The organism is Brevibacillus schisleri, assembly GCF_055685845.1.
The window spans coordinates 4,629,364-4,653,336 of the sequence record NZ_JBVNDM010000001.1; the positions used below are offsets into that span (position 1 = coordinate 4,629,364).

Below are 23,973 nucleotides of genomic sequence, written 5' to 3' on the forward strand. Positions count from 1 at the left end.
CTGCCAGAACAGATGCTCTGTGATGTTCCCATTGTAGAGAGGCATTCGTCGTTCGTCAATGAGCATTCAAAATTTTTTGATTATGAAACTTTTCTATGAGAGTAATCAAAATTTCGATAGGGTTGGACACATTTCTCGTAGACAACACAAAAGACCGCCAGAAAACACTGACGGTCTTTGCCAATCCTTTTTACAAAATCACTTCTATTCGATCAATCATTTCTCCCTGTTCGTTCCATTTCACCGCGCGGTAAACGCTATCGTGATAAAACGTGAACCAAGCGCCTTGCTTGATCCCGTTGATGATCCATTCTTCTTTTGCATAGATGGAGGTCATCGGATAGTCGTCGTAGGCCATCACCCATAATGGATTTTGGTGAGCGTGTGTAGGCATAATGTCCGCCAGATGCAAAAGCAGCTGCCCCTCTGTCTCCATCCGGACGATCGCATGTCCCTGGCTGTGGCCTCCTGTATGATGAAGCGTGATTCCCGGCACAACTTCGTGCGAAGCTCCGTACGTCTTCACCTGCTTCTCAATCGGACGCCAGTTTTCTTCCCAATATGTATTCTTCGAGCGAACATTCGGCTCTCTCATCTCCGCCCACTCCTGCTCCTGCACGTAGATGACGGCTTGTGGAAATGTAGAAACAAGTTGTCCATCACGTATAGAGACAAGTCCGTTGGCATGATCGTAGTGCATATGTGTCATGATGACAATATCAATATCGGCAGGAGTCAACCCTTTCGCAACGAGTGAGTCCACCACTTGAGACTCTTCCTCCAAGCCAAAATTGCGCTTCTGTTTTTCCGTTAACCGATCATTTCCCATACCCGATTCAATCAAAATACGCTTGCCATGAGCCTGTACCAGAATCGGGTCAGCACGCAAAGGGATTTGATTGAGATCATTGGATGGGTATCTTTTGCTCCAAAGCGGCTTGGGCACCACTCCAAACATTGCGCCCCCGTCCAGCTTCGTGAGTCCACCTCTCAGCCAAGACAATTGAAACTGACCTACCTGCCATTCGTTCCCTACCATGATCCTGACGCCTCCTCGATTGCTCGGAATGATGATTGAAGTTCGAAAGCGAAAAGCACCCCGTTCAGGGTGCCTACAGCTTTTCTGCTACACTGACAGTTCTAGTCGCCGGGGCGATTTCTAACAGGAGATCACTCGATACAGCCTGCACAGTGACATCTGAATCACTACGTCTATGATGAAGCACGAGTTGCGCTACCTTTTCATTCTCTCGGTAAACGCTGATTAATGTCTGTAACGGATTGGCACTCCCGCCCGCGATCAACTTAAACCCCGGGGCTATCGTAAACGTCCATCCCTCCACCTCTACTAGCGGTGCTAACGAGTACAGGAAGTAACGTTTCCCTAAGAGAATGCCATTATGGTTCATCAAGGCGAGAGCCCCCAATCAAATGAATTTGAACAGTATAGCTTCATTTTGCAAAAATTAGCGGCGGTTGAAAAGCGATTCGACAAAACTTCTAAAAAGACGACATACTTTTCTTAATCATAGCCGATTCCTCTTGTTTTCGAAATAGAAAATCTTTTCAGCACCTTAAATCGCTCTTCCGACAGTCGCGCCCTCCAAAATAGCTCGCTTGGCATCGAGCTCTCCCGCTTCTTTAGCCCCACCTATGAGGTGTACAGGTAGCCGATTAAGCAATGCGTGGTATAGTGAATTGTTGGAGGTCGCTCCAGCCGCTACAATGACCGTATCAGCAGGTATCATGCGTTCCTCCCCGTTCTGAATGAAATATACCCCTTCTTCTGCAATTCGGCTGTATTCAATTTGTGTCAGCATCTCTACGCCACGTCGCTTCAGGTTGGCGAGAACTGCCCAGCGCGTCGTTTTGCCCAAGCCCGATCCGACATGCTTCCCACGCCGCAGCATGCTGATTTTTCGTTTTCTTTGTTGCAGCTGTTGTACAGCTCTTCCGTCCAGAATCCTGTACTCCTGCAAGTACTCCGCTGCCTTCGGTGAGATCGTTTCGTCGTGCATCAGTAAATGGGACAAATCACACGCGATTCCTCCCGCACCGACAATGACCACTTGACTACCTACCTTGGCGCGCTTTTCAAATACCGCATCATATCCCTTCACATGTCCGAGCTCCACACCTGGAATCTCTGGACGCCGCGGAATGACTCCCGTTGCCACGACAACTTCTGCAAAACCTTCTTCTATTAATGCCTCTGCCTCTGCCAGTGTTCCCAGCCTGATTTCGACACCAAGACGCGCGAGCTCTGTCTGATAATAGCGAAGCGTTTCATTAAACTCCTCTTTACCTGGCACCTGTCTGGCGTAGTTTAATTGTCCACCGATCTGTTTTTTGGCCTCCATGATGACCACCTGATGCCCTCGCTCTGCCAGCACGCGAGCTGCCTCCAAGCCAGCAGGTCCCGCACCGATTACAGCTACCTTTTTGCCGTTTTCCGCCGGAACCAACCGCCACTCTGCTTCCCTGCCTACAAGTGGATTGACCAGACAAGAGGCTACCTTCCCATCAAAAATATGGTCGAGACAGGCTTGATTGCATGCAATACATGTGTTTACTTCATCAAAACGCCCTTCTTTACTTTTTTGAACGATATACGGGTCCGCTAAAAATGGTCGGGCCATTGAAACCATATCACTGCATTCTTCGTACAAAATCGTTTCAGCCTGACGCATGTCGTTAATTCGATTGCTGGCGATAACCGGGATGTTCACGATCTGCTTAACTTGCTGCGCCACCCATACATATGCTCCACGCGGCACCATCATGCCAATCGTCGGTACTTGTGATTCATGCCAGCCAATTCCGACATTGAGAGCATCAACTCCTGCCTCCTCCAGCATTTTGGCAAATTGCAATGTCTCTTCCATCGTCGTACTATCTGGCATCAAGTCCAATCCCGACATCCGGAAGATGATCGGATAATCCGGTCCCACTGCTTGGCGGACACGCTTAGCCACCTCTATACCGAAACGCGCTCTGCGTAAAAAGTCCCCACCCCACTCATCTTCTCGCTTATTGGTCACAGGGGACAAAAATTGATTGATCAAGTATCCTTCCGAGCCCATAATTTCTACAGCATCAAACCCAGCTTTTTTGGCGCGGACGGCTCCATCAGCAAAGCACTGGATCGTCGCTTCGATTTCCTCAGCGCGTAACTCTCTCGGCTTCCAACGGTTAATCGGCGCCTGCAATGGCGATGGTGCTACCGGGTCTAATCCTGTCGCTTCCTTGTACGCATAACGCCCGGCATGGAACAGCTGCAACGCAATTTTCCCATTGGCTTGATGAACCTCTTTCGTGATCAGGCGCAATTTCTCGATATCCTCGTCTTGGTATACATTGCAATACTCGTCGCCCATGCCGCCCTCTGGATGTACGGCAGCCCCTCCTGTCACGATCAGACCAGCCTCTCCATTCGCACGCTCTGCGTAAAAAGTAGCAAGCCGCGCTACACCATCTTGCAGCTTTTCAAATCCAACGTGCATGGACCCCATCATAATCCGATTTGGCAACGTCATCGACCCAATTTGGATCGGTTCCCATACTTTTGAAAGTTCCACGTTAAACGCCCCCTAACGAATGAATGCTCATTCATTTTATTATCTATACGATTCTCTCTCTTCTCTTTATATTCCTTCTTCCTCACTATTAAAAGCGGGTGACGTCAGAACAAATAACTTGGGAGCCATTGAAGTAACGGGCGGGGCAGGAGTTTTCATTACAAGGACGAACAGCAGGGCACTCTACTGTACAAAGATAATAAAGTTTTAGACTATACGTCAGAATGAAGCCATCCACGGATCTAAACTGAATAATAAAGTTTTCTTAGTGTTTCCATGGAAGACGGAAGAAGAGTGGATATTGCTTTAGTCAAATCAAGGGAATGAGACGAAGGTCATTGAAACGTTCGAGGCGGAAAGCTCCAATCCCGTCGAGTTCCAGCGAGCAGGCTGGCAAGCGATCATGGACAATTTCAAAGCCTATACCGAACAAAACTAATCATCGCGAAGAAGACGCCGGGGAAGATGCCCGGCGTCTTCTTTTTGAACCCTAGTACGAGCGTGCTCTCCGTTAGCCTTAACCTTGTGCCGCATCCATGTTCATGTAGTTAATGGCCCACAGATGGCCGTCCAAGTCCACGAAGCCCCAATGATACATGAACCCATGATCTTCAGGTTCAGCGTGCAATTTCCCGCCCAAGGAGACCGCAGTATTCACGATTTCATCGACCTTTTCCCGGCTCTCGAAGGCCAATGCGATCGTCATCTGCGCATACTTGCTCGTATCGACGGATTCCTTCTCCGTGAGCGTATTAAAGAATGCTTGATTAATCAGCATGACCTGCAGGTTGTCGCCGATCACGATGGCTACCGAATTCTCGTTCTCGGGGAATTGCGGGTTGAGCTCGAATCCGAGTCCGGTGAAGAACGTTTTCGATTGTTCTACGTTTTTTACAGGCAGGTTGAAGCTCGTGAATTCGGACGTTAATGCCATTTTCAAAACACCTCTTCGTCAAATTAGTTTGTGTTCATTTTTGCCTTCACTGGACATCTACCTCGAAGAGTGCCCTGCCACAAAAGTGTTTTGATTAGTTTAGTATCTGTACACCTTTGAACCATACGGCTTTAATGGACAAGGTATCCGAGATGTTGGTTATCGGATCACCGTTTACGAGTATAAGGTCAGCGCGCGCACCCTCGGCAATACGGCCGCGATCGATAAGACCAAAGCAACGGGCTGGTTTCGAGGTAGCCGACCGAAGCGCTTGCGCTTCTATCGGAGTGAACCCGGCCTTCACCAGCAATTGCATTTCATGATGGACGCTGGCTCCATGAGCAAGGCCGCCAAGACTCGGAATGGGAGCCGGAGCGACATCCGTACCTACCAGAATATCAACTCCGGCACGGTGTAGGTCCATCACATTCTGAAAGCTGTTCTCCATATTGCCTTGTGGAAACGTATTGAAACTGGAGTTCAAGGTATCGATCCAATCCGGACTTAAATTGGAATGAACTCGCGGATCATTCGCCAATTCCGATGCCGGATTTCCAATCATAGATGAATTCAATACCAAGCACGGTGTAACAAAAGCGCCTGAACTCGCTATAGATTTCACTAGCTCGGACGTGTACGCGGGTCTGTCGATAAACAAGTGGCACAAACCGTCGACTCCAAAATTGATGGCTTCTTGCGATGAACGAGCCGTCAAGACGCGGGCGATGACCAACTTATCGAACTTGTGGGCTTCTGTCACGGCTGTTTTCAGAATCTCGTCGCTTAGTACAGGCAGGCCAGGTGCACCCATGACCGTTCCTTCTTCAATCATGATCTTAATATAGTAGCTCCATTTTCCACTTGCGTATGCACATGTTTAATCGCCTCTTCCACCGTCGTCACTTGCGGTAATTCAGCGGGATCTTGCTGATCGGTTTCATCTGCGCGGGGCTAGCATTACAAGTATGCTTCAAGATCTTGAGCAAAGAGGATTTATCGAGCGTAAAATCCCAGCCAATAATGAACGGCAAAAAAATATTTATGTTTTACCAAAAGCCGTTGAATGGATTGAAGACTTTAATGACTCCTTCCAAAAGGTGGAAGACGAAATCACTCAAGTCCTTACCGAAGAGGAGAAGCAAACCTTGAAGGAATTGTTGATTAGAATTAATGAACGCTTATAATTGCGGTTGGACTCCGCATCGAAGGTCGCTTGGAGACGATAGTTGAATGACAAGAATGGCGAACACATACTATACATGTATACTATATGTCCGCCATTTATTGTTTTTTCAATTTAGGTCTTGATAAGATTAAGCCTGAGCTTTTTGCATGGACAAGCTATTTTTTATGTGCCGAGTTTGACAAGTATCCCCAAATCCGCAGAAAATTTCGCGATGGTTTCTGTAAATGCCAATTCCTCCGCTTCTGTTCGCGGCATTTGCACGACAAAGTGATAATCCAGCACGACATTCGCTCCTGTCTGCCTACCAGGCTCCACAAAGCGGCGCTTTTCTGTCAACGAGCACTCCGCTACCAAGCTTCTTGCTTGCGTCCATAGCTGTTGAATCTCCTCATCTTGCAAGCTATACGGATAGTCAATTTCCACTTCAATTTCACAGCTGTCCTCTTCCGCAAGTGTAAACAGATGGATGGTAGCCGTTGGTTGCTTCTCGTCCTCCGCCTCGGAAAACGTGATCAGAACCTCTTGCCCTTCCGATTCTTCCAGCAACGAATGATCCGAGCGCAAGACGATATCCGAAATCATTCCATGCGTATGTAACTGCTGATTTAGTTTTTCCACCATAAATTGTAGCACGTACTTTTCCCTCCTGTTTCACCATATTCTCTCGTAGCAGTATAGCACGAGTCCTACAGATGCGAAAAACCCCTTCACGAGGAAGGGGTCGGTGTATTGTTGATATTTTTTTGATTCATGAATTCGGACAGCCACGCACGACGTACTTCTTTGTTTGGACAGTAGCCTAAAATGTAGCTTTCTCCGCGCATATATTTTTCCTTAATCCACTCTTTATGCTTGCGGAAAAAGGCGTGCTGGAAATCAATCGGCATCTGCTGATATTCTTCCAAAGCTGAAGGGTTCTGGAGGAAAAAATCTTCATCGTACACAAACTCTTCATTTTGTTGGCGGCTGATCAGGTACACAAAAGCAATCACCAAGAACAGGTTCACCAAGAAAATCGTCATAGAAATCCCTCCAGTCAGTAATAATTATCTGATTAATCTGTCTTATCAGCATATTATTATTGTACCACGAAATTGGTGTTTTCTAAACCTTTTCCATAAACGAATTTTTAAAAATTTATGATGAATCGACAAATAAAAAACACCCGCTCGTGATGAACGGGTGTTTTTCGTACTCGTTAGGAGTTCGTGCTTGAACCATCTGTAGTTGTGGGACCAGCATCCTGACTGGTCGGCGGGATGATATCCGGCGGTGGAGTAGCGTTATTACCTGGTACAGTTTGCGTTGCATCAGTCGCAGGCTTCTGTGCTCCCTGACCTTGATCTGTCGACTGACCTTGCCCTTCTGCGTTTACGACATCAGGTGGCGGCATTGCGCCTTCATTTGCCATACCGTCTTGATCGTCGGTCGGATTCGTCGGCTCTTGTTCTTTCGGAGCCCCCGTTTTATGTTTCGTTGACGCTGCTGATTCTGTCGTTTTCTTCTTGACGCTCTTCTTGTTGCTAGTCGCAACCGCTTCACCAGTACCGAGTATCGGGGAATTGTTGAGCGACGCTACGACGCTCCCTGTCACTCCCATCTCTGATTGCAAGGAATTGCGAACAGTCTCGAGCTTTTCTTTTTCGAGATACGTATATCCTCCGCTCCAATATGCCCCATTATCCAATGCAGTCACCGTAGAGGAATTAAATCCTTTGAAATCGTAGGCCAAGCCTTTGATCTGATCCTTGGAAAGATCGGTATGTATATTCTTGGCGCCTACGTCCATGACATTAAATATCTTTGTCAAGCCTTCAAGGGAGGCTGTTTTGTCCACGACTGCCTTGATGACTTCTTGTTGACGACGGTTGCGGTCGAAGTCACTGGAATAGTACTTCGTTCCACGATTGTCGTGACGATGTCGTACATAACCAAGTGCTTGCTCACCATTCAATTTTTGAAGTCCTGGCTGGAGATTGATGTGTGTATTATCAGTCGGATCATCGTATACCAGTCTGCGATCCACATTGACTTCTACACCACCTAATTCGTCAATGACGGCTTTGAAACCATCGAAATCAATGGCTACAAAATGCTCAATCGGAATACCCAGTATTTCATTCAACGTTTTCTTCGTTAAGGAAATACCGTCTTCAGTAACCGTCCGGTTATTGCGCTCTGCTTGTCTGCGTTCAGCTTCGCCATTGGCATAGACAGAATTGATCTTATGGTAGTCGCGATAGCCCGGGATCTTGACGCGTGTGTCCCGCGGAATCGATACCATGGTAACCTTCTTCGTCTTCGGGTTGGCAACTGCCACGATCATTACGTCTGTATTCATGGAACCTGTTTCAGGACGGGAATCAGAACCAAGCAATACGAACGACATTGGCTTATCCGAGTAGTAAACGGGATCGGTATTTTGGGATACTGGCGAAGTAAATCCGTTGTTTGCAGGGTTCGTTACTTCCGTCAGAGTGTCTTCAATTTTCCAATAAATCGCTCCAGCCACACCGCCAACCAGCAGCAAGGTCATCAATGTGATGGATACCACGAGTTTACGTATTTTTCGATTACGGCTCGGCTGTTTCTTTCGAGAAGCTGAAGCGCGTGTTTTCACAACAGTATCTGGCATATGAATCAGTCTCCTTGTTCGCGCACGCTTTTTGACAAAGTAAAGGGAGGCACGATTTTGAATTGTGCCACTCGACAATATGCACCACTATTTTCTTCAGTTGGCAATACTCTGATTGAGGTATTGTACCATATCGTTGTCTGCATTTGTAGAAAAATGTTCCTTTAAACGAAAAGTCCCCCATCTTTTTGTCGATAAGGGGGGACTTTAGTTGCACATATCATTTTTGGCTTATTGCAAGCCGCGTGGTGCCTGACTAAATCCTTGTACAGGACCCTCCGGACGCTTGTTTTTGGAGCGGTGCGAATCTCCGCCCTGCCGAACATGGCTCTCTTGTTTTCCGTTCACATCATTCGATTTCTTTTCCATGACATACACTCCTCCTCTGTAACTAACGGGTAGTGTATGTCAAGCTATGTATTTTCATTCTCTGCTGAGGATCTGTCTTTCTTTTGTGGCATAGTAATCTTTTCGTGCCAAAAGGACATCGATATCATATCGTCCGTTTCCCTTCGTTCTCATCTCGGCCAGAGCAACGCCGAAAGCAGCCTGTTCCACAAGGGACAACGCTTTGTTTTGCGCATAAATGATACCCGCAGCAAACGCATCCCCCGCGGACTCTCGGATCGGCATAATTGGTGCAGCAAGCCATTTTTCCTCCTGTGCGGTGCACAGCCACAGCCCTGCTTCCCCACAAATGACCATGACCTGATGAATACCTTCTGCCACTAATTTTTTCGCGCATTCTTCCACATCATTATAAGAATGAAGGGTTTGTCCACCTAACACTTCCAGTTCATCAATGCTCGTGACAAGTATATGAACGCCTTCAAGCATCCCTTTCCATTTTTCTGCTTTTTTCACAGAAACAGGGTCTACGACGATCTTTTTGTTGAGTCTTCTGGCTTCCGTCAAGAATGCCCGCATAACCTCGACGGGAAGATTGGCATCCAGAAACAAACCTGCGGCCTGTGGCAAGCGTTTGAGACCTTGCTGGATAATCTCGGCTGGCCACTCTTCATTTAGTTCCATATCTGCAACAGCCGTGTACAATTCACCGTCACGATCACGAATAGCCAAGTAGCGCCCAGTCGATTTCCCTGCGATTCGCAACATGCCATGAGTAGCTACTCCACTATTTGCAGTGACCTGTCTTAGCCACTCGCCGTCTGCGTCTTCTCCTACCAGAGCAAACAGCTGCACTTCTTCTCCTAGCCATCCCAGATTTTCCGCCACGTTTCGAGCTACGCCGCCTGCCTCTTGATGCACTTCACCCGGATTACTTGTTCCAGGCAACAGTCTGGCAGAGGTGACTCCCTGCACGTCAACATTGGCTCCTCCCACGCATAGCCAGTATTCTGTTATACCTTCCAGCATTCCAGCATTCCCCCTAGCGTTCTGCTCATGGTCTAGTCCATTGTGCTTTTCTCTTTTTTCGACAGCGTCTCCCTTTTTACCTACCTTTTTAAAAACTTCCTGACAGATCAAACCCTTTATTTTCGACCATCATATTCCTAGTATTCATGGATGACGTTCTGTAGAATCCGTGCTACATTGAAAAAACGAAAAAGTAAGTTACGAAAGAAAGGTTGGGGATGAACTGACATGAGTGCCTCGTCGACACCCATTCACTCAACACCCGCAGGGACTTCGGCACCGACTGTCTATCGCATGCTATTTGCCATTAGCATTGCGCATCTGTTAAACGACAGTTTGCAAGCGGTCATCCCTGCACTGCTCCCTATTGTGGAGAAGAATCTAGCATTGACGTTTACACAAGTCGGAATGATTTTGCTCGTCATGAATCTTACTTCATCTGTTTTGCAACCCTTTGTCGGTTACTACTCCGATCGCAAATCGATCCCTTTATTGCCACCACTTGCTTTGATCGTATCGGGATTGGGGATGCTCGCACTCGCTTTCTCCGGCAATTACTATTTTGTTCTCGCAGCAGTTGCCTGTGTTGGGATTGGTTCAGCCATCTTCCACCCAGAAGCCTCACGCTTCGCCCACTTGGCATCAGGTCCTCGCAGAGGGCTGGGGCAATCCATTTTTCAAGTGGGGGGAAATGCTGGGCAAGCACTCGCTCCCTTGATGACCATCCTGGTCTTTGCGAACCTGGGACAGCCAGGAGCCGCCTGGTTTCTGCTGCCCGCGCTATTAGCTAGCGGCATCTTGCTCTATGTTGCTCTCTGGTATCGTGGGCAACAGCGTTTGAAAAAGGCTACTGCCGCACCTGTTACGTATACGAATCTGAACAAGCGGCTGATTGCCTTAGGCCTCCTGATTGTCATCGTCAGTGTGCGTTCCTGGATGAATGCTGGCTACCAAAGCTTTTACCAGTTTTATTTGATGTATGTGAAAGATATGGAATACGCCAATGCCCAGCTCGTCATTTTTGGTTTTCTTTTCGCAGGAGCGATTGGGACATTTTTTGGCGGACCGCTGTCTGACCGATTCGGAAAAAGGAACTTGCTCATCTTTTCCACACTCGGTTCACTTCCACTGACATTACTGACGCCTTACGTCTCCGGATTTTGGGCCTTTCCATTGCTCGTGATCAGCGGCTTTATCATGCTTTCCAGCTTCTCCGTCACAGTCGTATATGCGCAGGAGCTATTGCCTGGCAAAATCGGTACCGTATCCGGACTGATTATCGGGCTTGCCTTTGGAATGGGCGGTATGGGCGCTCTCGTATTCGGCTATCTCGCCGACCTCTACAGTCTGAGCTTTGTCATTCTGTTATGCTCGTTCCTCCCGTTGATCGGATTTATGGGCTTTTTGCTGCCGAAAGACAAGACACTCCGGGAATGGGCTCACTAATCTAGACCAATAAAAAATCAAAACAAAAAACCCGAGGACACGACTCCTCGGGTTTTTTTCATGTTAAGGGATCTAAACCAATACACCTGTTGGTGCGCCCAGCACTTGGGCAATGACTGGCGGATACACTTCAGGCGTACCATACAGTCTCCAAGTACCGTCCTCACCTTGACCGAACACGCCATGGATCATCCAATCTGCTGCCAGCATCGCACCCAATTCAGCACCAATAGACAGCTTGATTGTCTCGCCATTCGCACGTTTTGCCGTACAACCAGATGAAGTGATCTCTTGCACGAGCATGGATTCTTCCGTGATATCTTTGATCGCCATCGGGTTGCTGTAAAGATTTTGAGTCGCTTCTTTTTCCAGCACACCACGCAAGCGATAGGATTCCGGCAATGTTTCCTTCAACTCGGCAAACAATGGCTGCATGACAGGATAAAGCGCGTATGGTCCTTGCTTATCCAGCCACTTGAAGAACGCCGTCAAAACAGACATCAGATTGGTTGCCAACGTTTTGGTCGTTGCGTCCGTGCGCGTGAAAATATCGTGGACGAGGAAGTAAACTAGGTCCTCTCTGCGCAACTGCTCCCATGTGAAAGATGGGCCAAACGCTCCTCTGACGAATGAACGGAAATTGTTCATGACCTCATCGTACTTTTTGACGGTTGCTTCTGACTTGCCATCGGTCATCTCTTGTACGAAGCGATTGATGTCCGCAAGTCTGTCAGGATGTACGGTGTACACACTCTCCGGCAATCCCTCGATCAGCGGACGGCGCAACAGGTTATGCACATGCAGGCTGTCATTTGACAACGAGAGGCGCGGACGAAGCATGTCCATTCGGATAAAGCGAGCCAAGCCTTGTCCGATTTTATGATCCTGTTCCATTTGCTCCATCAGCTTGTGGAGTTTATCATGCAGCTCCTCGTTTTCAGTAGCCGCAACCAAAAGTGGAGCCAAATCATCGAGCTGTTCATGGGAAGTAACCAGCCATTTTTCAGCAAAATAGGTTTGGACTGCCCACTGCAACACTTTTGGTGGCAAAGTAGGCTGACTCGTGATAAACAGAGTTCCTTTGGACAAACGAGAGCCCGTCGAAGTAAGAACGCGAATCTCCTCTTCGTTCTCAAATGCAAGCAGCAGTAAAATCTCAGCGACTTCGTCCAACTGCGTTGCGAACCCTTCCAGAATCAGACTGTCATCCTGCAAAATCACTTCTGCCTGCACTTCATAAAGCTCCAGCAAGGCATCCTTCAAATTCGGGAACAAATGCTCTTCCTTGCGTGTCGCATATACCCATGTCTCACGAGCACCATCCCGCTTCTTCAGCTCAAATGCAGGGTTTGACTCGATTACTTTCAACAGCTGTTTACGATCTGGCATCGCATAAGTACGACGCAGAAGCGACTCTTGCTTCGGCGCTTCTGACTCGCTTGCCGCTTCACCAAATTGAACGATGAAGTGATACAGTTCTGTCGTATAGCTTCTCTTGCTCGTATCTGCCTTCGCTGCTGCTACTTCTGGATGCTGGTGTAACCACTCGAGCAGACTTTCCTTGACATGTGGCTGCAAGATGATGCTGCCAGAGAAGAGCATATCACGCAGACCGAGATTCAGCAGGCGCCCTACGATCAATTGTCCAGGGACAACATTCAACGTATTGGCACGAAGCAGATAGTGTTTTTCTTCCGAAATCGGTTGTTGAACTGTGATGACATCACGATCCACTTCCACGATTTCATAAACATTCAGGTTCAGTCCAGCAAACGCACGGCGAAGATCGGGCTCCATCCGACGTCCATGCTGTTTGATATAGTTCTCAAGCAGCGTGCTTCCACCTGTTTTGACGTCCAATACACACCAGTTGAAGAAATGCGCTGCCCATTCAGGACGTGCCACACTCTCCTGGTTCAAGCCGACTTCTTCCGCAAAACGATTCCGCGCTTCTTGAATCGTCTCGCTGGTTACATTTGCGCCGACAAAATGGTTCAATCTTTCGACCCAGCCAGCGTATTCTTTTTGCAGCTTTTGCTCGTGGCGGCTACGCAGTTCCGTAATAGGAGTGACTACCCCACAGCATTTTTTGTATTTTTTTCCGCTCCCGCAAGGGCACAGTTCGTTTCTTCCTACCGACATAGAGGGTTTGGATCTCCTTTCCATCCCACGCGGCATGCGCGGGGAATCATGCACAATCCCCCTATTTTACCGCATTATTCGTCATGTGTTCAAGTGTTCTCGCTTTGGTTCATGTGCGATACCCACATCCGTGTTGTTGGTTTCCCATTGGACAATAAATTGTTCCAGTCGATTCATCAACCTGACGATGCGCTGCTTCTCGCCCATGCATGCTGAAATAGCAGAGAGTTGGTTCGTGGCAAAAAGCTCCACTACTTCCTTCTCCATTTCTTGAAGGCGAATCCGATAGCCCGCGATAACATCGCGCAGGATGGCAAATCTCTGCTCTAACCGGATCGTAGCCTCAAGTTTACTCATTGTTGTTCACTGGTCGCCAGTACCTGTTGAATGCCAAGTACGATCTGCTCATGCTTATGTTTCTCTTTCATCAGCACTTCTATAGCTTGCATATTGCTTTGTTGAAAATGAGCGACAACTTCTTGGGACATTTCTTGGTTTCTTGTCTCCAAGCGGCTAATAGCTTCTTGCATCAGTTTTTGTACTTCCTCAAGAACTTGCTGGTTGGTAATGGTAGACATAGTAGCTTCCTCCTTGGTAAATAGTTGTTCTTGTTGTTTTTCCACCTGGTGTAAGGGATTCGCTGGTTCTTCCGATGCAATTTCTTCTGAGACGGACTCGCTGTTTCCTATCGATACAGAAGGGGCAGCAACAGCAACCTCGAGGGCCGCCTGCTCTTCCTTGGAATCTTCGCTACGAGCAATGATGTACATGGTATCACCGTCAATGCGGAAGCGGTCATCTTGCGCAGGGAGAAAAGCAGCATCTGAAGCAATTCCAACTTCCTGCTCCAGAAAATGGACTAATGTGCGAGCAGCTACCTGTGTAATACCATTGTCGCGGCAAAACGCATACACTTGGTCATTGCCCAAAGTCCACTCTGCCAAAAACCATCTGCTATCGCCTTGATATTGCACAAAGCGAGGATCGCGTTCCAATTGCAGCATACGAAGAATCTGATTCCAGCCAAACTGCGTTTGTCGACGCAGCTCTGCGACGATTTGCTCAAGCTTTTTTGGCGCTTGGCTATCGCGCAAATAGCGATGAGCCAAGTCGTACACTTGATGTGGCTGGTGAGTGACCTCTACGATCGCCTCTGAGCTTCCAACGCGCACTGGAGACTGCTCCATTTTCAACACTTTATCCAGTACTGTCTCGCAGTCCAGCTCCAAAAAAGCATTCAGCTCATTCGCTTCCATCCGGGAGCAGATCTCCGTACGTGGAAGGGAGCGCTCACCGGGCCGGAATACCTTTTTTACAATACTTGGTAGGGTATAAGTTGGCCGTTTCATTGCACTTTCTCCTTCTCGTGATCGGCATTGTTTGCCAAATCAAATGGGAATCAAGAAGTTATTCTACAAAAAGAAAAAAAATCCTACCTGCCTTGAAGTGTTTATGAATTCCGATAATGATGAAAAGGAAAACCCGACATGGCTTCTACACCATATCGGGTATCGGTTATTGGGTAGCTTTCCATTCCAGCCAGGTTTCCTCCACCGCACCCGTTGCGGCATCGATCTGCAAAGACTTGGTATTCGTTGTCGCTAAATAAGCCAGCTGCGGCAGTTTCGCTGAATGCGTCCCTACCCTCGGATACCAGTATGCCAAGCGTAGATTTGCTTCTTTGACATACGCAGTCTTTGCTTTCTCATCCTTGATAATACCGTCTTTACTGATGGTAGCTGGCATAGACGGCAGTTCATTTACTTGCGCGAGGACTACATTGCCCTTCTTCGCATCAACTTCCAGGTAGAACAGTGGTCTCTTGGTAGGGATACCGTCAATCTCAGGATGAAAGGCAAAGCTGCTAATTGGCCGCACCAGATTTTGATCTGCCCAACCCGGAAGATTTTCTACAAGACTCGTCTCCTTTACGGCGAAGGATTGTTCTTTGGACAATAAGTATTTTTCCACAAATTGTACGGCGATGTCTTTTGCCTCACCATGCGTGAGCGGCTTCTCAAGCTCCTTTTCTACGGGACCATCCAGCTTGAATTCAATGGGTGATTTTGTTTTACGGTCGAGCGTAACCCACGCGCTTTGATACGAGTTCGCATTCCATTCATGGCGATCAATGTCGCTGTTTTTGTACTTTTTGTCCTCTTTTACATTTTTGTACGTGCGTTGATTCAACCTCAAGCCAAAATCCTTTTCGAGCATCTGCTCCATTTTTTTCGTATCTCGCCAGACGCCCATGTCTGCTGTTCCTTTGATTTTCATCGTCTCATTCGTTGTTTTATACACAGACGAAACTTCTTCACCAGTCAGAGCATCTATCGTTGGGAATTGGTCAGGCACGTAAACGAGCTTACCCGCTGACTCATCGTAGACCAATTCCAAGGATACCTTGTCTTGCCACTCCTTCATTGCCTTTTCAAGCGGTACAGCCTTGCTTGGGTCCGCTACCTCTTCTGCGGTAGGAAGCTTTAGCTTTTCTTGCTGAAAATGGACAACCTGCCCCTTTGCGTCAACCATGACCCGTGCTGTCTCTTTGTCCACCCATGTGTTGTTCAACTGTGGGTAGACACTGACAACCGCCAGATGATCCAGCTCAGATGCACGATCGTAAGAAAGCATCGCTTGCGGGGAAATAACATGGTCAACTGCTATGTAATTCCGAATAAAGTCCACAGCCCTTTGATAGGCTTCCTTTTGATTGAGTTTGGTTGTTTTGTCCCGATTCACATCATGCAGGACAAAACTGGTCATATCTCCCTTTGCATTTGTGGAGATAGTGAGCGTCGTATTCGTGGTTATGACACTCTTTCGATCCGAAAGATGAATGACATACCCCGAATTGCTTGTCCCTCCGTAAGAGTCCACATGAAGACCTTTCATGAGAGGCACGTAGTCCTCTTTCAATTCCGTTAACAAGTGGACGATGTCTTCTGGCAACTGAATAGGCTCCAGATTCGATTTGCCATCATACGCATAAGAAGACAACGGATGCAGTAGTGCCACTGGTGTCGTGATCATGCTGACTGCCAGCACAAACATGGCAGCTCTGTTTCGCTTTTTCACAGGAATACCTCCTCATTACAAGACATTACTGGTAAGACGAGCATCTTGCAAAAACGTTTCTGATTTATCTAAAAAAAGCCAACTGCTTCGTTTTGCTTAGCAGTTGGCTTTTTGTTCTATCGATTAATATCCGCGCCAGACTTTTCGTCTAAGCACGCCAGCGTACGCCCATTCCTCTTCTTCCGGCATGTCCGCTAGTGTTTGGCTCAAAGCGTTCATTTTGCTGTCGATCTGGTCCAGGTAATGGAACATGACAGCTGTTGGCGTTTTTCCAGATACAGCACTGCCCCAGCCGTTCTCTACCTCTCCATGATGACTCAAAATGCAATGCTTCAAGTGCAGAACCTCTGCGTCCCCTAAAGAAATATCTAGCTTACGGCAAATGCCGCTTACCATCTCAACTCCCATGACCAAGTGACCAATTAACTGGCCTGGCGTGGTGTAATCCGGAGCGATGGGATCAGATAGCTCGTACAGCTTTCCGATATCGTGCAAGATACAAGTCGCAATCAGTACATCCCTGTCTACTTGTGGATACAGTGGCAAGAGACTCTGCGCCGCCGTCAACAAAGAGACAATATGCTCCAGCAAACCGTGATAATAGTTGTGGTGCATGCGAACGCCAGCCGGATAATGGCGAAGGCGATCGTGAATCTCCTCTGTTGCCAGCGCCTCTTGAATAATGGCCTTGAGTGTGGCACTCTGCAGGCTGTCGACTGCATGGGTCAGCTTTGTCCACAGTTCGTCCACTGGAACGGGCGAGATCGGAATGAGCGACTCCATCTGAACTTCGTCTGATGCCGCAGCCGGTCTGATTCGTTGAATCACCAGTTGCTTTTTGCCACGGTACATTTGGACAGCAGCATCAATCTTCACAACAGATTTGACGTTAATCCATTCCTTCATTTCCGCATTGACATCCCACAGCTTTGCCATGATCGTACCGGAGCGATCTCCCAGCTCCAGATTCAAATATTCACTCTGATTACTCGCTACGCCCGCTTCCTTGCTTTTTATCAGGCAAAAAGCGACAACACGCTCTCCCTCTTGATAATCCAATAAATATTTCATCTATATGTCCCATCCTAGCTTATTTTTTTCGGAACAGGGTTTCTTCCAGCTTTTTCACTATTTTCTTGCCGACTAAATCATCCGCTGATCGAACCACCTTCGTAATGACAGCCAAAAGGTCTTCTTCGCCATTCCAATGCTCACGTACAATCGATTCATCGATATCCACCAAAATCTTGCGCAAAGCATAAACAGCCAAAATAACGTCATCCACTAGTCCGAATCCGCCAACTAGTGCCTCCGGAATAAAATCGATCGGGGTAATAAAGTAGGCAACCGCTACACCCGCTAACGCTTTTGATTGAACTCCTACGCGCTTGTCTAGCATAAGACGGGCCAAGAGAACAAACAAATCTGGTGCAAGCAATATAAAGTTGGCTACAGAATCATTGATTCCCTTGTCTCTAATGAACGTTTCGATTTTCTCACGCAATTTATCATAAAAACGCTGGTGTTTTTCCGGTAATACGACAGGAACCAGTTCCGTTGGCTTGCGAACCACAGGCAGTAGATTTTCGTTACGGTTTTCTTCACTCATTCTGATCCCTCCGTAATTGCTTTTTTACATTCGCCTTGTGTCTGAAATACGACCAAGCTGCGATCAATGCCAGCAAAGCGATAAAGAAGATCGCAAGGTTACGGGCAATCAAATCAAACAGCTCATCCCAACGTTCTCCTAATTGCCAGCCAAGCGTCACAAAAAGCAAGCTCCAAAACAGCCCACCCAAATAGGTATAGAGCATGAAAGTCGGAAATGGCAATCGCGTGATCCCGGCAAAATAGGCCGTAAACTGACGGACACCAGGGATAAAATAGCCCAGCGGAAGCGCCCATTTTCCGACGCGATTAAACCACTCTTCTGTTTTTTTGTAAACGGTATAGCCCATCCCCAATCGTTTCCCATATCGCTCGAGAAAAGTGTAGCCTAGCGTTCTGCCGATCCAGTATGCTGCCGTCATCGCTGTAACGGAACCGAGAAAGCAGACAAAAAAAGTAGGCCAATATTCCAATTTCCCCGTTGAAACAAGGAATCCTGAAAAAACAAGCAGCGTTTCTTCTGGCAAGGGCATCCCCAAAATTCCTAGAAAGAACAATCCAAACAAGGCGCCATACCCATATTGCGCAATATAATCACCGAAGGTTCCCATTACACCTTCCACTAATGTCACCACTTTTCCAGCAAGCTACCCTCTTCCATTATGCCAAAAGAAAGGCGCATTCACAAATAAGAGCTCATCTGGCAACTATTAATTTTTACCAACTTGGAGATACTCTACAACATCAACAAAAAAAACGAATCCAGCCTCACCATTCGCCATACCCTTAGGGGATTATGCTGACAAATGACTTGGAACAAACGAGGGATAGCACGGATGTGGAAAAAAGCATATCGAAAGCTAAAATTCGAATACTACAAGGTGCTGAGAATGAAAGGGGCTCCAGCTTTCGTCGCCCGCGGATTTTCGCTCGGAATCTTCATCGAGTTTATTACCCTGCCTACCTTTGGCATCGCGTTTCTGGTGCTTTTCCCATTCTGCAAGCTGTTTCGCGCCAGTTTTCCCGCTGGGTTGGTTGCGTTTGTCATCGGAAAGCTCATCTTACCGCTCTTCATTCTTTTCAATTACAATATTGGATACGTGTTGATTGGCAAACCGTTACAAGGACATTTGAACCATCACGAGTCTGGAATGCCATGGCTTGTCTGGGTGAAAGAAAAAGGACTTGTCTATTTTACAGGAAGTGCCATCATGGGGCTGATTGTCGCGTTCTCGAGCTACTTTCTCGTTTTATCGGGCCTTCAATTATATCGTCGCAAGAAATTACGACGCTCATTACCTGAGGAAAGTCCTCCCCCTTAATTGCTCGAACGAAAAAGACCGGTCCGACATTCGCTGTCAGTCCGGTCTTTTTTGCTCGCAATGTTATGCAAAGTAGCCTTGATCGTGCAGATGCTCCATGATTTCGGCAACAGTTTTGTCTTCATTCAAGAGCTTCACGGTTACTTCCACTTGCTCTGGGGACAAACCGTTTGCTCCGAGGCTTTCCTTGATCAACACGTCGTTAGGGCGACGGAAGTACGTTTGCAACGTACGCTTCACACGTCCTTCCAGACTTGTTCTCAGCATCAATTCAGTTGTAGACATCTGTTCCACCTCTTTCCTAGAAAGATTTGCGTAACCCCTATTATCTTATAAAACCGTGGAATAATCAACCTTTCCGCGAAATAGCTTCCTTGCATAGTTGATCCCGGTTTTGGTCATGGGATGAACGGAGATGTTCATCGATCGAAACACCATCATACGTCAATTTGGAAAACTTTTCTCCCAGTATGTCTTCCCCTACGTTATTAGCGATACCCTCAAAAACAACGGCGCGTGCATCCAATAAGTACTGGCGATCCCGTTCAATTCGATGCAGGATTTCCTCGCGTCCTTTTGCAGGTACGCCGTGTCCAGGAATGATTTCTTCTACTTCTCCTTGAAGAACCAACCGTTCGATCTTTTCCAGACTCTCCAAATAGGTACTGCTGTCATCGATAAACGGGAACTCTAAATTGGATAGCATGTCACCGACAACAAGCAACTTCTGCTCCCGGAACAAGGTCGCCATCTGATCGGGTGTATGCCCTGGTACAGGCAGGAAAAAGACTTCCTGCCACTCTTGTGCATCCTCCACAAGCTTCGTGAACTTCGGCATTCCTACTTCATACGATCTGACCACGTAATACGACCCGTCAAACTTTTTCGCCTTGTTCAGCATAGCCTCGATCCGTCCATCGGTCAGAATTTCCTTTTGTGCAATGACTGTGGCATCCGGAAATTTGCCGATTCCGACTACATGATCCCAATCACCGTGTGTCAGGACGAGAATAAGCTCTCTCCCATTCCTCTCACGCTGCACATAATCAGCAATCGCCTCTACCTCATGGGGAAAATAGGCCGGATCAAACAAGTAAATACGTTGCTCGGTTGAGACGACCGTACTTGTCGTTTGCCACAGACAACTTGTAAACAGCCTGTAGGTCTCTGCCATATTTTATATACCTGGCATAATGTTGCGCTTATGCTCAGAGATTCGATGCAGGTAATCAATACGTTCTTTGGCTTCCGGTCGAGTTTCTCCTGTAATCAGCAAACGATCCAGATCCTCATAAGTGAAGCCCATCTCCTGTTCATCCGTCTGCCCTTCCCACAAATCAGCAGAAGGCGGCTTCGTGATGATCTCTCCAGGCACCCCGAGCTCAGCAGCAAGAATTCGCATCTCATGCTTCGTCAGGCTAGCTACTGGGTTAAAGTCAGCAAGACCGTCTCCGCCTTTTGTCATATAACCAACATGAATCTCGCTGCGGTTGCACGTATCCGCTACCAAGTATCCTTTTTGGTTAGCGATGGCATACAGCACTGTCATGCGCAAGCGAGCCTTCGTATTTCCCTTTGTTTTGTCATCAAGCCCAAGTACACCTTCGATAGCAGGAACCAAAGCGTCGTAGGCTGCCCCTACATCTACCGTGTGCATATTCATTCCAATCACTTCAGCAAGTTGCTTGGAATCTGTTTCATGAACGGTTTGCGAGTATGCAGGCAACCAAACGCCAATGACGCGTTCAGAGCCTAAAGCACGCACACACAACGCTGCTGTAACGGCACTGTCAATTCCACCAGAAATACCGACGACTGCACCGCCGAGGCCATTTCCATCAATTTGCTCACGAATAAAGGCAATACGTTTTTCCACGTCTTCTTTTACATGAATCTGGTAGTTCGCCAGATGTTCTTGAAACTTGTCCACGCTACCTACCCCCAAGGTTGATTATTTCTCCCTCATCCTACCATGCCGTTTTCAGTGTGGCAATTGGCGCAGAACGGCACTACACTATATACTATAAAGAGTTCTTGACTAACGAGGAGAAGGAGAGAGTCGATGATTATCCTCAAGACACCTGAAGAAATTGAACTCATGCATGCAGCAGGCAAGATTTTGGCTGCTTGTCATCGTGAGATTGCCAAGATGATTCGTCCAGGCATTTCTACCTGGGAGATTGATCAATTCGTAGAAGAATTTTTGGCTAAAAATGGCGCGACCCCTGAGCAAAAAGGGTTTCATGGATATCCTTATGCCACATGTGGTTCAGTCAATGATGTCATCTGCCATGGCTTCCCGAAAAAAGAGCCTCTGCGTGATGGCGATATCGTCACAATCGACATGGTTGTTCGAAAAAATGGTTGGCTGGCTGACTCCGCTTGGTCTTATGAAGTGGGAACTGTGTCCCCGGAAGCGAAAAGACTGCTGGAAGTCACTGAAAAATCGCTGTATCTCGGTATTGAGCAAGCTGTCGTAGGCAATCGGATCGGTGACATTTCCCACGCCATCCAAACGTATGCGCAAGAACAAGGCTACTCCGTCGTGCGCGATTTTACCGGACATGGTATCGGTCAGGAAATGCATGAGGAGCCGTTCGTTCCTCACTTTGGCCCTCCTGGCAGAGGACAACGCCTCAAAGAAGGCATGGTTATTACCATTGAGCCTATGCTGAACATCGGGACGTATCATGCGAAGGTCGATGAAGATGGTTGGACAGCACGTACACGCGATGGGAAGCTGTCCGCTCAATACGAGCACACCCTCGCTATCACCGCGAATGGACCTGTTATCTTAACAAAACAATAAGGAAGTACGAAGAGCCCTTGCATTGTCAGGGCTTTTTCTTTTTCTCCCAATGTGCTTGGTCGCACATCCAAGTGTTGACATCCCTTCTGCCGCTCCGTATGATGCAAGTACGTTTTGTTACTACTCAGTAACAAAGTTATCCGACCAGCAACCGCTAAGCACAAGGAGGGTTCCAACCCATGTCCGATACAATCTCGTCTAAGCCACTTCGAGAGATTCCATTATCCGTTCTCGATTTAGCACCCATTACGGAGGGTAGCACCGCTGCTGAATCGTATAAAAACAGTCTCAATCTGGCGCAACAGGTTGAAAAATGGGGCTTTACACGTTATTGGCTCGCCGAACACCACGCAATGCCCAGCGTAGCCAGCTCTGCTACTTCCGTTCTCATTGGTTACATTGCCGGCGGCACCAGCAAAATCCGTGTAGGTTCAGGCGGCATTATGCTGCCCAACCATGCTCCACTCGTGATCGCCGAGCAATTCGGGACACTGGAGTCCCTCTATCCAGGCCGGATCGACTTAGGTCTAGGACGCGCACCTGGGGCGGACCAACGAACAGCACGTGCGCTGCGCCGCGATTTGCGGATTGGTGGAGAGGATTTCCCGGAGTTATTGGAGGAGTTGCGTGAATATCTTCGTCCACGAACAAGCGAGTCGGCATCTGCCATCCGCGCTATCCCTGGCGAAGGTCTGAACATCCCGATCTGGTTGCTTGGCTCCAGCGATTTCTCAGCGCGACTAGCAGGCATGCTCGGATTGCCGTTTGCTTTTGCCGGGCATTTTTCACCGAACTTCACCTTGCCTGCCTTACAGACGTATCGGCATTGTTTCCGTCCATCGGAAGTGCTGGATCAGCCATATGCCATGGTTGGCGTCAACGTGATGGCAGCCGATACGGATGAGCTCGCGAATCGACTAGCCACCTCCCATTACCAGGCATTCTTAAATCTCGTCCGCGGTGATCTCAAGCCAATCCAACCACCTGTGGACAATATGGATGAGCTATGGAGCGAATTCGAAAAACTGTCGGTCCAAGCACAGCTGCGTTCCTCCATTATTGGTAGCCCTGCCACTGTAAAAAGCAAACTACAAGAGTTGCTCGATGCTACAGGAGCAGATGAGCTCATGATTACGACCCAAATGTACCACCATGCCGATCGTGTGCGCTCTTTTGAAATTGTCGCCGACGTCTGGAAGTCCTAAATGGGGGATAGTATATGACGGAAGCAAAGCGGCCTCGTGTTCCTCGTGAAAAAGCACAAGAGATCATCCTGAACGCTGCTGAAGAATTGTTTTATCAAGAAGGGATTCATGCCGTCAGTGTAGACGCTATTGTCGAGCGTGCTGGAATGAATAAGATGAGCGTCTATCGGCAGTTTTCCTCGAAAACAGACCTGATTCTCGCCTACATGAAGCGCAAGCAAGACGTTTTTTGGCAAGAGTGGGAAGAGAGCATCGCCAAACATCCCAATCATCCACGAGAGCAACTCATTCAGTTTTTTGCTGACCTGGCTGCGCGCGCGTCCAACGAGCAATTTCGCGGCTGTTGCTTTATCAATGTAGCTGTCGAGTTTCCTGATCCGGTTCATCCCGTTCGCGAGTTGGTTTGCTCCCATCAGAAACGTATCCGCGACGCTTTTTTGGAACGCACGACAGCCCTTGGCGCTGCTCATCCATGCGAGCTGGCCTATACGCTTATCTTGTTGATGGAAGGTACTTACGCGGATAGCCAGACATACGGAACCGATAGTGCAGCGATCCGCATGGTTCCTGCCATCGTAGAAAAAGTTTTGGACCAAGCGCTTCACAATTAAAAAAGTGGCTCCCTGCCCTCTTCTGGCAGTTGCCACTTCCTC

Annotated in this window: 24 protein-coding genes and 2 pseudogenes; 6 read left to right on the forward strand and 20 right to left on the reverse strand. The window is 47.9% G+C overall.

What is annotated here, in order from left to right:
• Positions 1-190: 190 nt before the first annotated feature.
• The 5 genes and pseudogenes from ACUUHJ_RS21950 to ACUUHJ_RS21970 all read right to left on the reverse strand — a co-directional run.
• Positions 191-1,039, reverse strand: coding sequence for a YtnP family quorum-quenching lactonase (locus ACUUHJ_RS21950; protein WP_289673820.1), 849 nt, complete (start codon positions 1,037-1,039; stop codon positions 191-193).
• 73 nt (positions 1,040-1,112) lie between these two features.
• Positions 1,113-1,409: a hypothetical protein gene (locus tag ACUUHJ_RS21955; protein WP_016742437.1), complete on the reverse strand. Its 297-nt coding sequence runs from the start codon at positions 1,407-1,409 to the stop codon at positions 1,113-1,115.
• A 165-nt stretch (positions 1,410-1,574) separates the two neighbouring features.
• Positions 1,575-3,578: an oxidoreductase gene (locus ACUUHJ_RS21960; RefSeq protein ID WP_472299941.1), complete on the reverse strand. Its 2,004-nt coding sequence runs from the start codon at positions 3,576-3,578 to the stop codon at positions 1,575-1,577.
• 517 nt (positions 3,579-4,095) lie between these two features.
• Positions 4,096-4,512: a VOC family protein gene (locus tag ACUUHJ_RS21965; RefSeq protein WP_472299942.1), complete on the reverse strand. Its 417-nt coding sequence runs from the start codon at positions 4,510-4,512 to the stop codon at positions 4,096-4,098.
• A 94-nt stretch (positions 4,513-4,606) separates the two neighbouring features.
• A pseudogene (locus ACUUHJ_RS21970) lies at positions 4,607-5,436 on the reverse strand (amidohydrolase family protein); the annotation flags it as partial.
• Between ACUUHJ_RS21970 and ACUUHJ_RS21975 the strand changes: the two are divergent.
• Positions 5,421-5,696, forward strand: a pseudogene (locus tag ACUUHJ_RS21975) (MarR family winged helix-turn-helix transcriptional regulator); the annotation flags it as partial. The pseudogenes ACUUHJ_RS21970 and ACUUHJ_RS21975 sit on opposite strands and share 16 nt — an antisense overlap.
• Before the next feature lie 164 nt (positions 5,697-5,860).
• Here the strand turns inward: ACUUHJ_RS21975 and ACUUHJ_RS21980 are convergent.
• From ACUUHJ_RS21980 to ACUUHJ_RS22000, 5 genes are all read right to left on the reverse strand, one after another.
• Positions 5,861-6,331 carry a hypothetical protein gene (locus tag ACUUHJ_RS21980; RefSeq protein WP_472299943.1) on the reverse strand — a complete coding sequence of 157 codons (471 nt, stop codon included), beginning with the start codon at positions 6,329-6,331 and terminating at the stop codon, positions 5,861-5,863.
• A gap of 74 nt (positions 6,332-6,405) precedes the next feature.
• Positions 6,406-6,720, reverse strand: coding sequence for a hypothetical protein (locus ACUUHJ_RS21985; protein WP_015892313.1), 315 nt, complete (start codon positions 6,718-6,720; stop codon positions 6,406-6,408).
• Positions 6,721-6,896: 176 nt separating this feature from the next.
• Positions 6,897-8,333 carry an LCP family protein gene (locus ACUUHJ_RS21990; RefSeq protein ID WP_289673825.1) on the reverse strand — a complete coding sequence of 479 codons (1,437 nt, stop codon included), beginning with the start codon at positions 8,331-8,333 and terminating at the stop codon, positions 6,897-6,899.
• A gap of 231 nt (positions 8,334-8,564) precedes the next feature.
• Positions 8,565-8,702 (reverse strand): hypothetical protein, encoded by a 138-nt coding sequence (locus tag ACUUHJ_RS21995; protein ID WP_007717021.1) that lies wholly within the window; start codon positions 8,700-8,702, stop codon positions 8,565-8,567.
• A gap of 54 nt (positions 8,703-8,756) precedes the next feature.
• Entirely contained in the window at positions 8,757-9,710 is a 954-nt protein-coding gene (locus ACUUHJ_RS22000; protein ID WP_472299944.1) for a carbohydrate kinase family protein, read from the reverse strand.
• Positions 9,711-9,938: 228 nt separating this feature from the next.
• Here ACUUHJ_RS22000 and ACUUHJ_RS22005 point away from each other — a divergent pair, with 228 nt between their 5' ends.
• Positions 9,939-11,156: an MFS transporter gene (locus ACUUHJ_RS22005; protein ID WP_289673827.1), complete on the forward strand. Its 1,218-nt coding sequence runs from the start codon at positions 9,939-9,941 to the stop codon at positions 11,154-11,156.
• Between the two features lie 72 nt (positions 11,157-11,228).
• Here ACUUHJ_RS22005 and ACUUHJ_RS22010 read toward each other — a convergent pair whose 3' ends face one another.
• From ACUUHJ_RS22010 to ACUUHJ_RS22040, 7 genes are all read right to left on the reverse strand, one after another.
• A complete protein-coding gene (locus ACUUHJ_RS22010; RefSeq protein ID WP_289673828.1) occupies positions 11,229-13,298 on the reverse strand; it encodes a YecA family protein in 2,070 nt (689 codons plus the stop codon).
• Between the two features lie 81 nt (positions 13,299-13,379).
• Positions 13,380-13,655, reverse strand: a complete 276-nt coding sequence (locus ACUUHJ_RS22015; RefSeq protein WP_087349144.1) for a hypothetical protein — start codon at positions 13,653-13,655, stop codon at positions 13,380-13,382.
• Positions 13,652-14,647, reverse strand: a complete 996-nt coding sequence (locus ACUUHJ_RS22020; protein WP_472299945.1) for a hypothetical protein — start codon at positions 14,645-14,647, stop codon at positions 13,652-13,654. The genes ACUUHJ_RS22015 and ACUUHJ_RS22020 overlap by 4 nt, the downstream gene beginning before the upstream one ends.
• Before the next feature lie 166 nt (positions 14,648-14,813).
• Positions 14,814-16,376 (reverse strand): YcdB/YcdC domain-containing protein, encoded by a 1,563-nt coding sequence (locus tag ACUUHJ_RS22025; RefSeq protein WP_472299946.1) that lies wholly within the window; start codon positions 16,374-16,376, stop codon positions 14,814-14,816.
• 123 nt (positions 16,377-16,499) lie between these two features.
• Positions 16,500-17,447, reverse strand: a complete 948-nt coding sequence (locus ACUUHJ_RS22030; RefSeq protein WP_015892321.1) for a 3'-5' exoribonuclease YhaM family protein — start codon at positions 17,445-17,447, stop codon at positions 16,500-16,502.
• Between the two features lie 19 nt (positions 17,448-17,466).
• Positions 17,467-17,985, reverse strand: a complete 519-nt coding sequence (locus ACUUHJ_RS22035; RefSeq protein WP_015892322.1) for a YkvA family protein — start codon at positions 17,983-17,985, stop codon at positions 17,467-17,469.
• Complete coding sequence (locus ACUUHJ_RS22040; protein WP_289673831.1) at positions 17,978-18,607, reverse strand: DedA family protein; 630 nt, start codon at positions 18,605-18,607, stop codon at positions 17,978-17,980. Before ACUUHJ_RS22040 ends, ACUUHJ_RS22035 begins: the two co-directional genes overlap by 8 nt.
• 183 nt (positions 18,608-18,790) lie before the next feature.
• Here ACUUHJ_RS22040 and ACUUHJ_RS22045 point away from each other — a divergent pair, with 183 nt between their 5' ends.
• Positions 18,791-19,306, forward strand: a complete 516-nt coding sequence (locus ACUUHJ_RS22045) for a DUF2062 domain-containing protein (RefSeq protein WP_472299947.1) — start codon at positions 18,791-18,793, stop codon at positions 19,304-19,306.
• A 63-nt stretch (positions 19,307-19,369) separates the two neighbouring features.
• Here the strand turns inward: ACUUHJ_RS22045 and ACUUHJ_RS22050 are convergent, their stop codons facing one another.
• From ACUUHJ_RS22050 to nadE, 3 genes are all read right to left on the reverse strand, one after another.
• The gene (locus tag ACUUHJ_RS22050; RefSeq protein ID WP_016742422.1) at positions 19,370-19,591 is read right to left on the reverse strand and encodes a hypothetical protein; all 222 of its coding nucleotides are present in this window, start codon (positions 19,589-19,591) and stop codon (positions 19,370-19,372) included.
• Positions 19,592-19,655: 64 nt separating this feature from the next.
• Positions 19,656-20,480, reverse strand: coding sequence for an MBL fold metallo-hydrolase (locus tag ACUUHJ_RS22055; RefSeq protein WP_472299948.1), 825 nt, complete (start codon positions 20,478-20,480; stop codon positions 19,656-19,658).
• A 3-nt stretch (positions 20,481-20,483) separates the two neighbouring features.
• Positions 20,484-21,236 (reverse strand): NAD(+) synthase, encoded by a 753-nt coding sequence (gene nadE, locus ACUUHJ_RS22060; RefSeq protein WP_472299949.1) that lies wholly within the window; start codon positions 21,234-21,236, stop codon positions 20,484-20,486.
• 132 nt (positions 21,237-21,368) lie between these two features.
• Here nadE and map point away from each other — a divergent pair, with 132 nt between their 5' ends.
• From map to ACUUHJ_RS22075, 3 genes are all read left to right on the forward strand, one after another.
• Positions 21,369-22,115, forward strand: a complete 747-nt coding sequence (gene map, locus ACUUHJ_RS22065; RefSeq protein WP_472299950.1) for a type I methionyl aminopeptidase — start codon at positions 21,369-21,371, stop codon at positions 22,113-22,115.
• 179 nt (positions 22,116-22,294) lie between these two features.
• Positions 22,295-23,320, forward strand: a complete 1,026-nt coding sequence (locus tag ACUUHJ_RS22070; RefSeq protein ID WP_472299951.1) for an LLM class flavin-dependent oxidoreductase — start codon at positions 22,295-22,297, stop codon at positions 23,318-23,320.
• 14 nt (positions 23,321-23,334) lie between these two features.
• On the forward strand, positions 23,335-23,931 hold the full coding sequence (locus tag ACUUHJ_RS22075; RefSeq protein ID WP_472299952.1) for a TetR/AcrR family transcriptional regulator: 597 nt from the start codon (positions 23,335-23,337) through the stop codon (positions 23,929-23,931).
• Positions 23,932-23,973: the final 42 nt, after the last annotated feature.

Coding starts and splice junctions, on each gene's coding strand:
- ACUUHJ_RS22035 (WP_015892322.1), bottom strand. CDS start 17,985: ATGAGTGAAGAAAACCGTAACGAAAATCTACTGCCTGTGGTTCGCAAG.
- ACUUHJ_RS22010 (WP_289673828.1), bottom strand. CDS start 13,298: ATGTCGGTAGGAAGAAACGAACTGTGCCCTTGCGGGAGCGGAAAAAAA.
- map (WP_472299950.1), top strand. CDS start 21,369: ATGATTATCCTCAAGACACCTGAAGAAATTGAACTCATGCATGCAGCA.
- ACUUHJ_RS22070 (WP_472299951.1), top strand. CDS start 22,295: ATGTCCGATACAATCTCGTCTAAGCCACTTCGAGAGATTCCATTATCC.
- ACUUHJ_RS21985 (WP_015892313.1), bottom strand. CDS start 6,720: ATGACGATTTTCTTGGTGAACCTGTTCTTGGTGATTGCTTTTGTGTAC.
- ACUUHJ_RS21990 (WP_289673825.1), bottom strand. CDS start 8,333: ATGCCAGATACTGTTGTGAAAACACGCGCTTCAGCTTCTCGAAAGAAA.
- ACUUHJ_RS22000 (WP_472299944.1), bottom strand. CDS start 9,710: ATGCTGGAAGGTATAACAGAATACTGGCTATGCGTGGGAGGAGCCAAT.
- ACUUHJ_RS22050 (WP_016742422.1), bottom strand. CDS start 19,591: ATGTCTACAACTGAATTGATGCTGAGAACAAGTCTGGAAGGACGTGTG.
- ACUUHJ_RS22015 (WP_087349144.1), bottom strand. CDS start 13,655: ATGAGTAAACTTGAGGCTACGATCCGGTTAGAGCAGAGATTTGCCATC.
- ACUUHJ_RS21955 (WP_016742437.1), bottom strand. CDS start 1,409: ATGAACCATAATGGCATTCTCTTAGGGAAACGTTACTTCCTGTACTCG.
- ACUUHJ_RS21965 (WP_472299942.1), bottom strand. CDS start 4,512: ATGGCATTAACGTCCGAATTCACGAGCTTCAACCTGCCTGTAAAAAAC.
- ACUUHJ_RS22030 (WP_015892321.1), bottom strand. CDS start 17,447: ATGAAATATTTATTGGATTATCAAGAGGGAGAGCGTGTTGTCGCTTTT.
- ACUUHJ_RS22075 (WP_472299952.1), top strand. CDS start 23,335: ATGACGGAAGCAAAGCGGCCTCGTGTTCCTCGTGAAAAAGCACAAGAG.
- ACUUHJ_RS22020 (WP_472299945.1), bottom strand. CDS start 14,647: ATGAAACGGCCAACTTATACCCTACCAAGTATTGTAAAAAAGGTATTC.
- ACUUHJ_RS21995 (WP_007717021.1), bottom strand. CDS start 8,702: ATGGAAAAGAAATCGAATGATGTGAACGGAAAACAAGAGAGCCATGTT.
- ACUUHJ_RS22045 (WP_472299947.1), top strand. CDS start 18,791: ATGACTTGGAACAAACGAGGGATAGCACGGATGTGGAAAAAAGCATAT.
- ACUUHJ_RS22005 (WP_289673827.1), top strand. CDS start 9,939: ATGAGTGCCTCGTCGACACCCATTCACTCAACACCCGCAGGGACTTCG.
- ACUUHJ_RS22055 (WP_472299948.1), bottom strand. CDS start 20,480: ATGGCAGAGACCTACAGGCTGTTTACAAGTTGTCTGTGGCAAACGACA.
- ACUUHJ_RS21950 (WP_289673820.1), bottom strand. CDS start 1,039: ATGGTAGGGAACGAATGGCAGGTAGGTCAGTTTCAATTGTCTTGGCTG.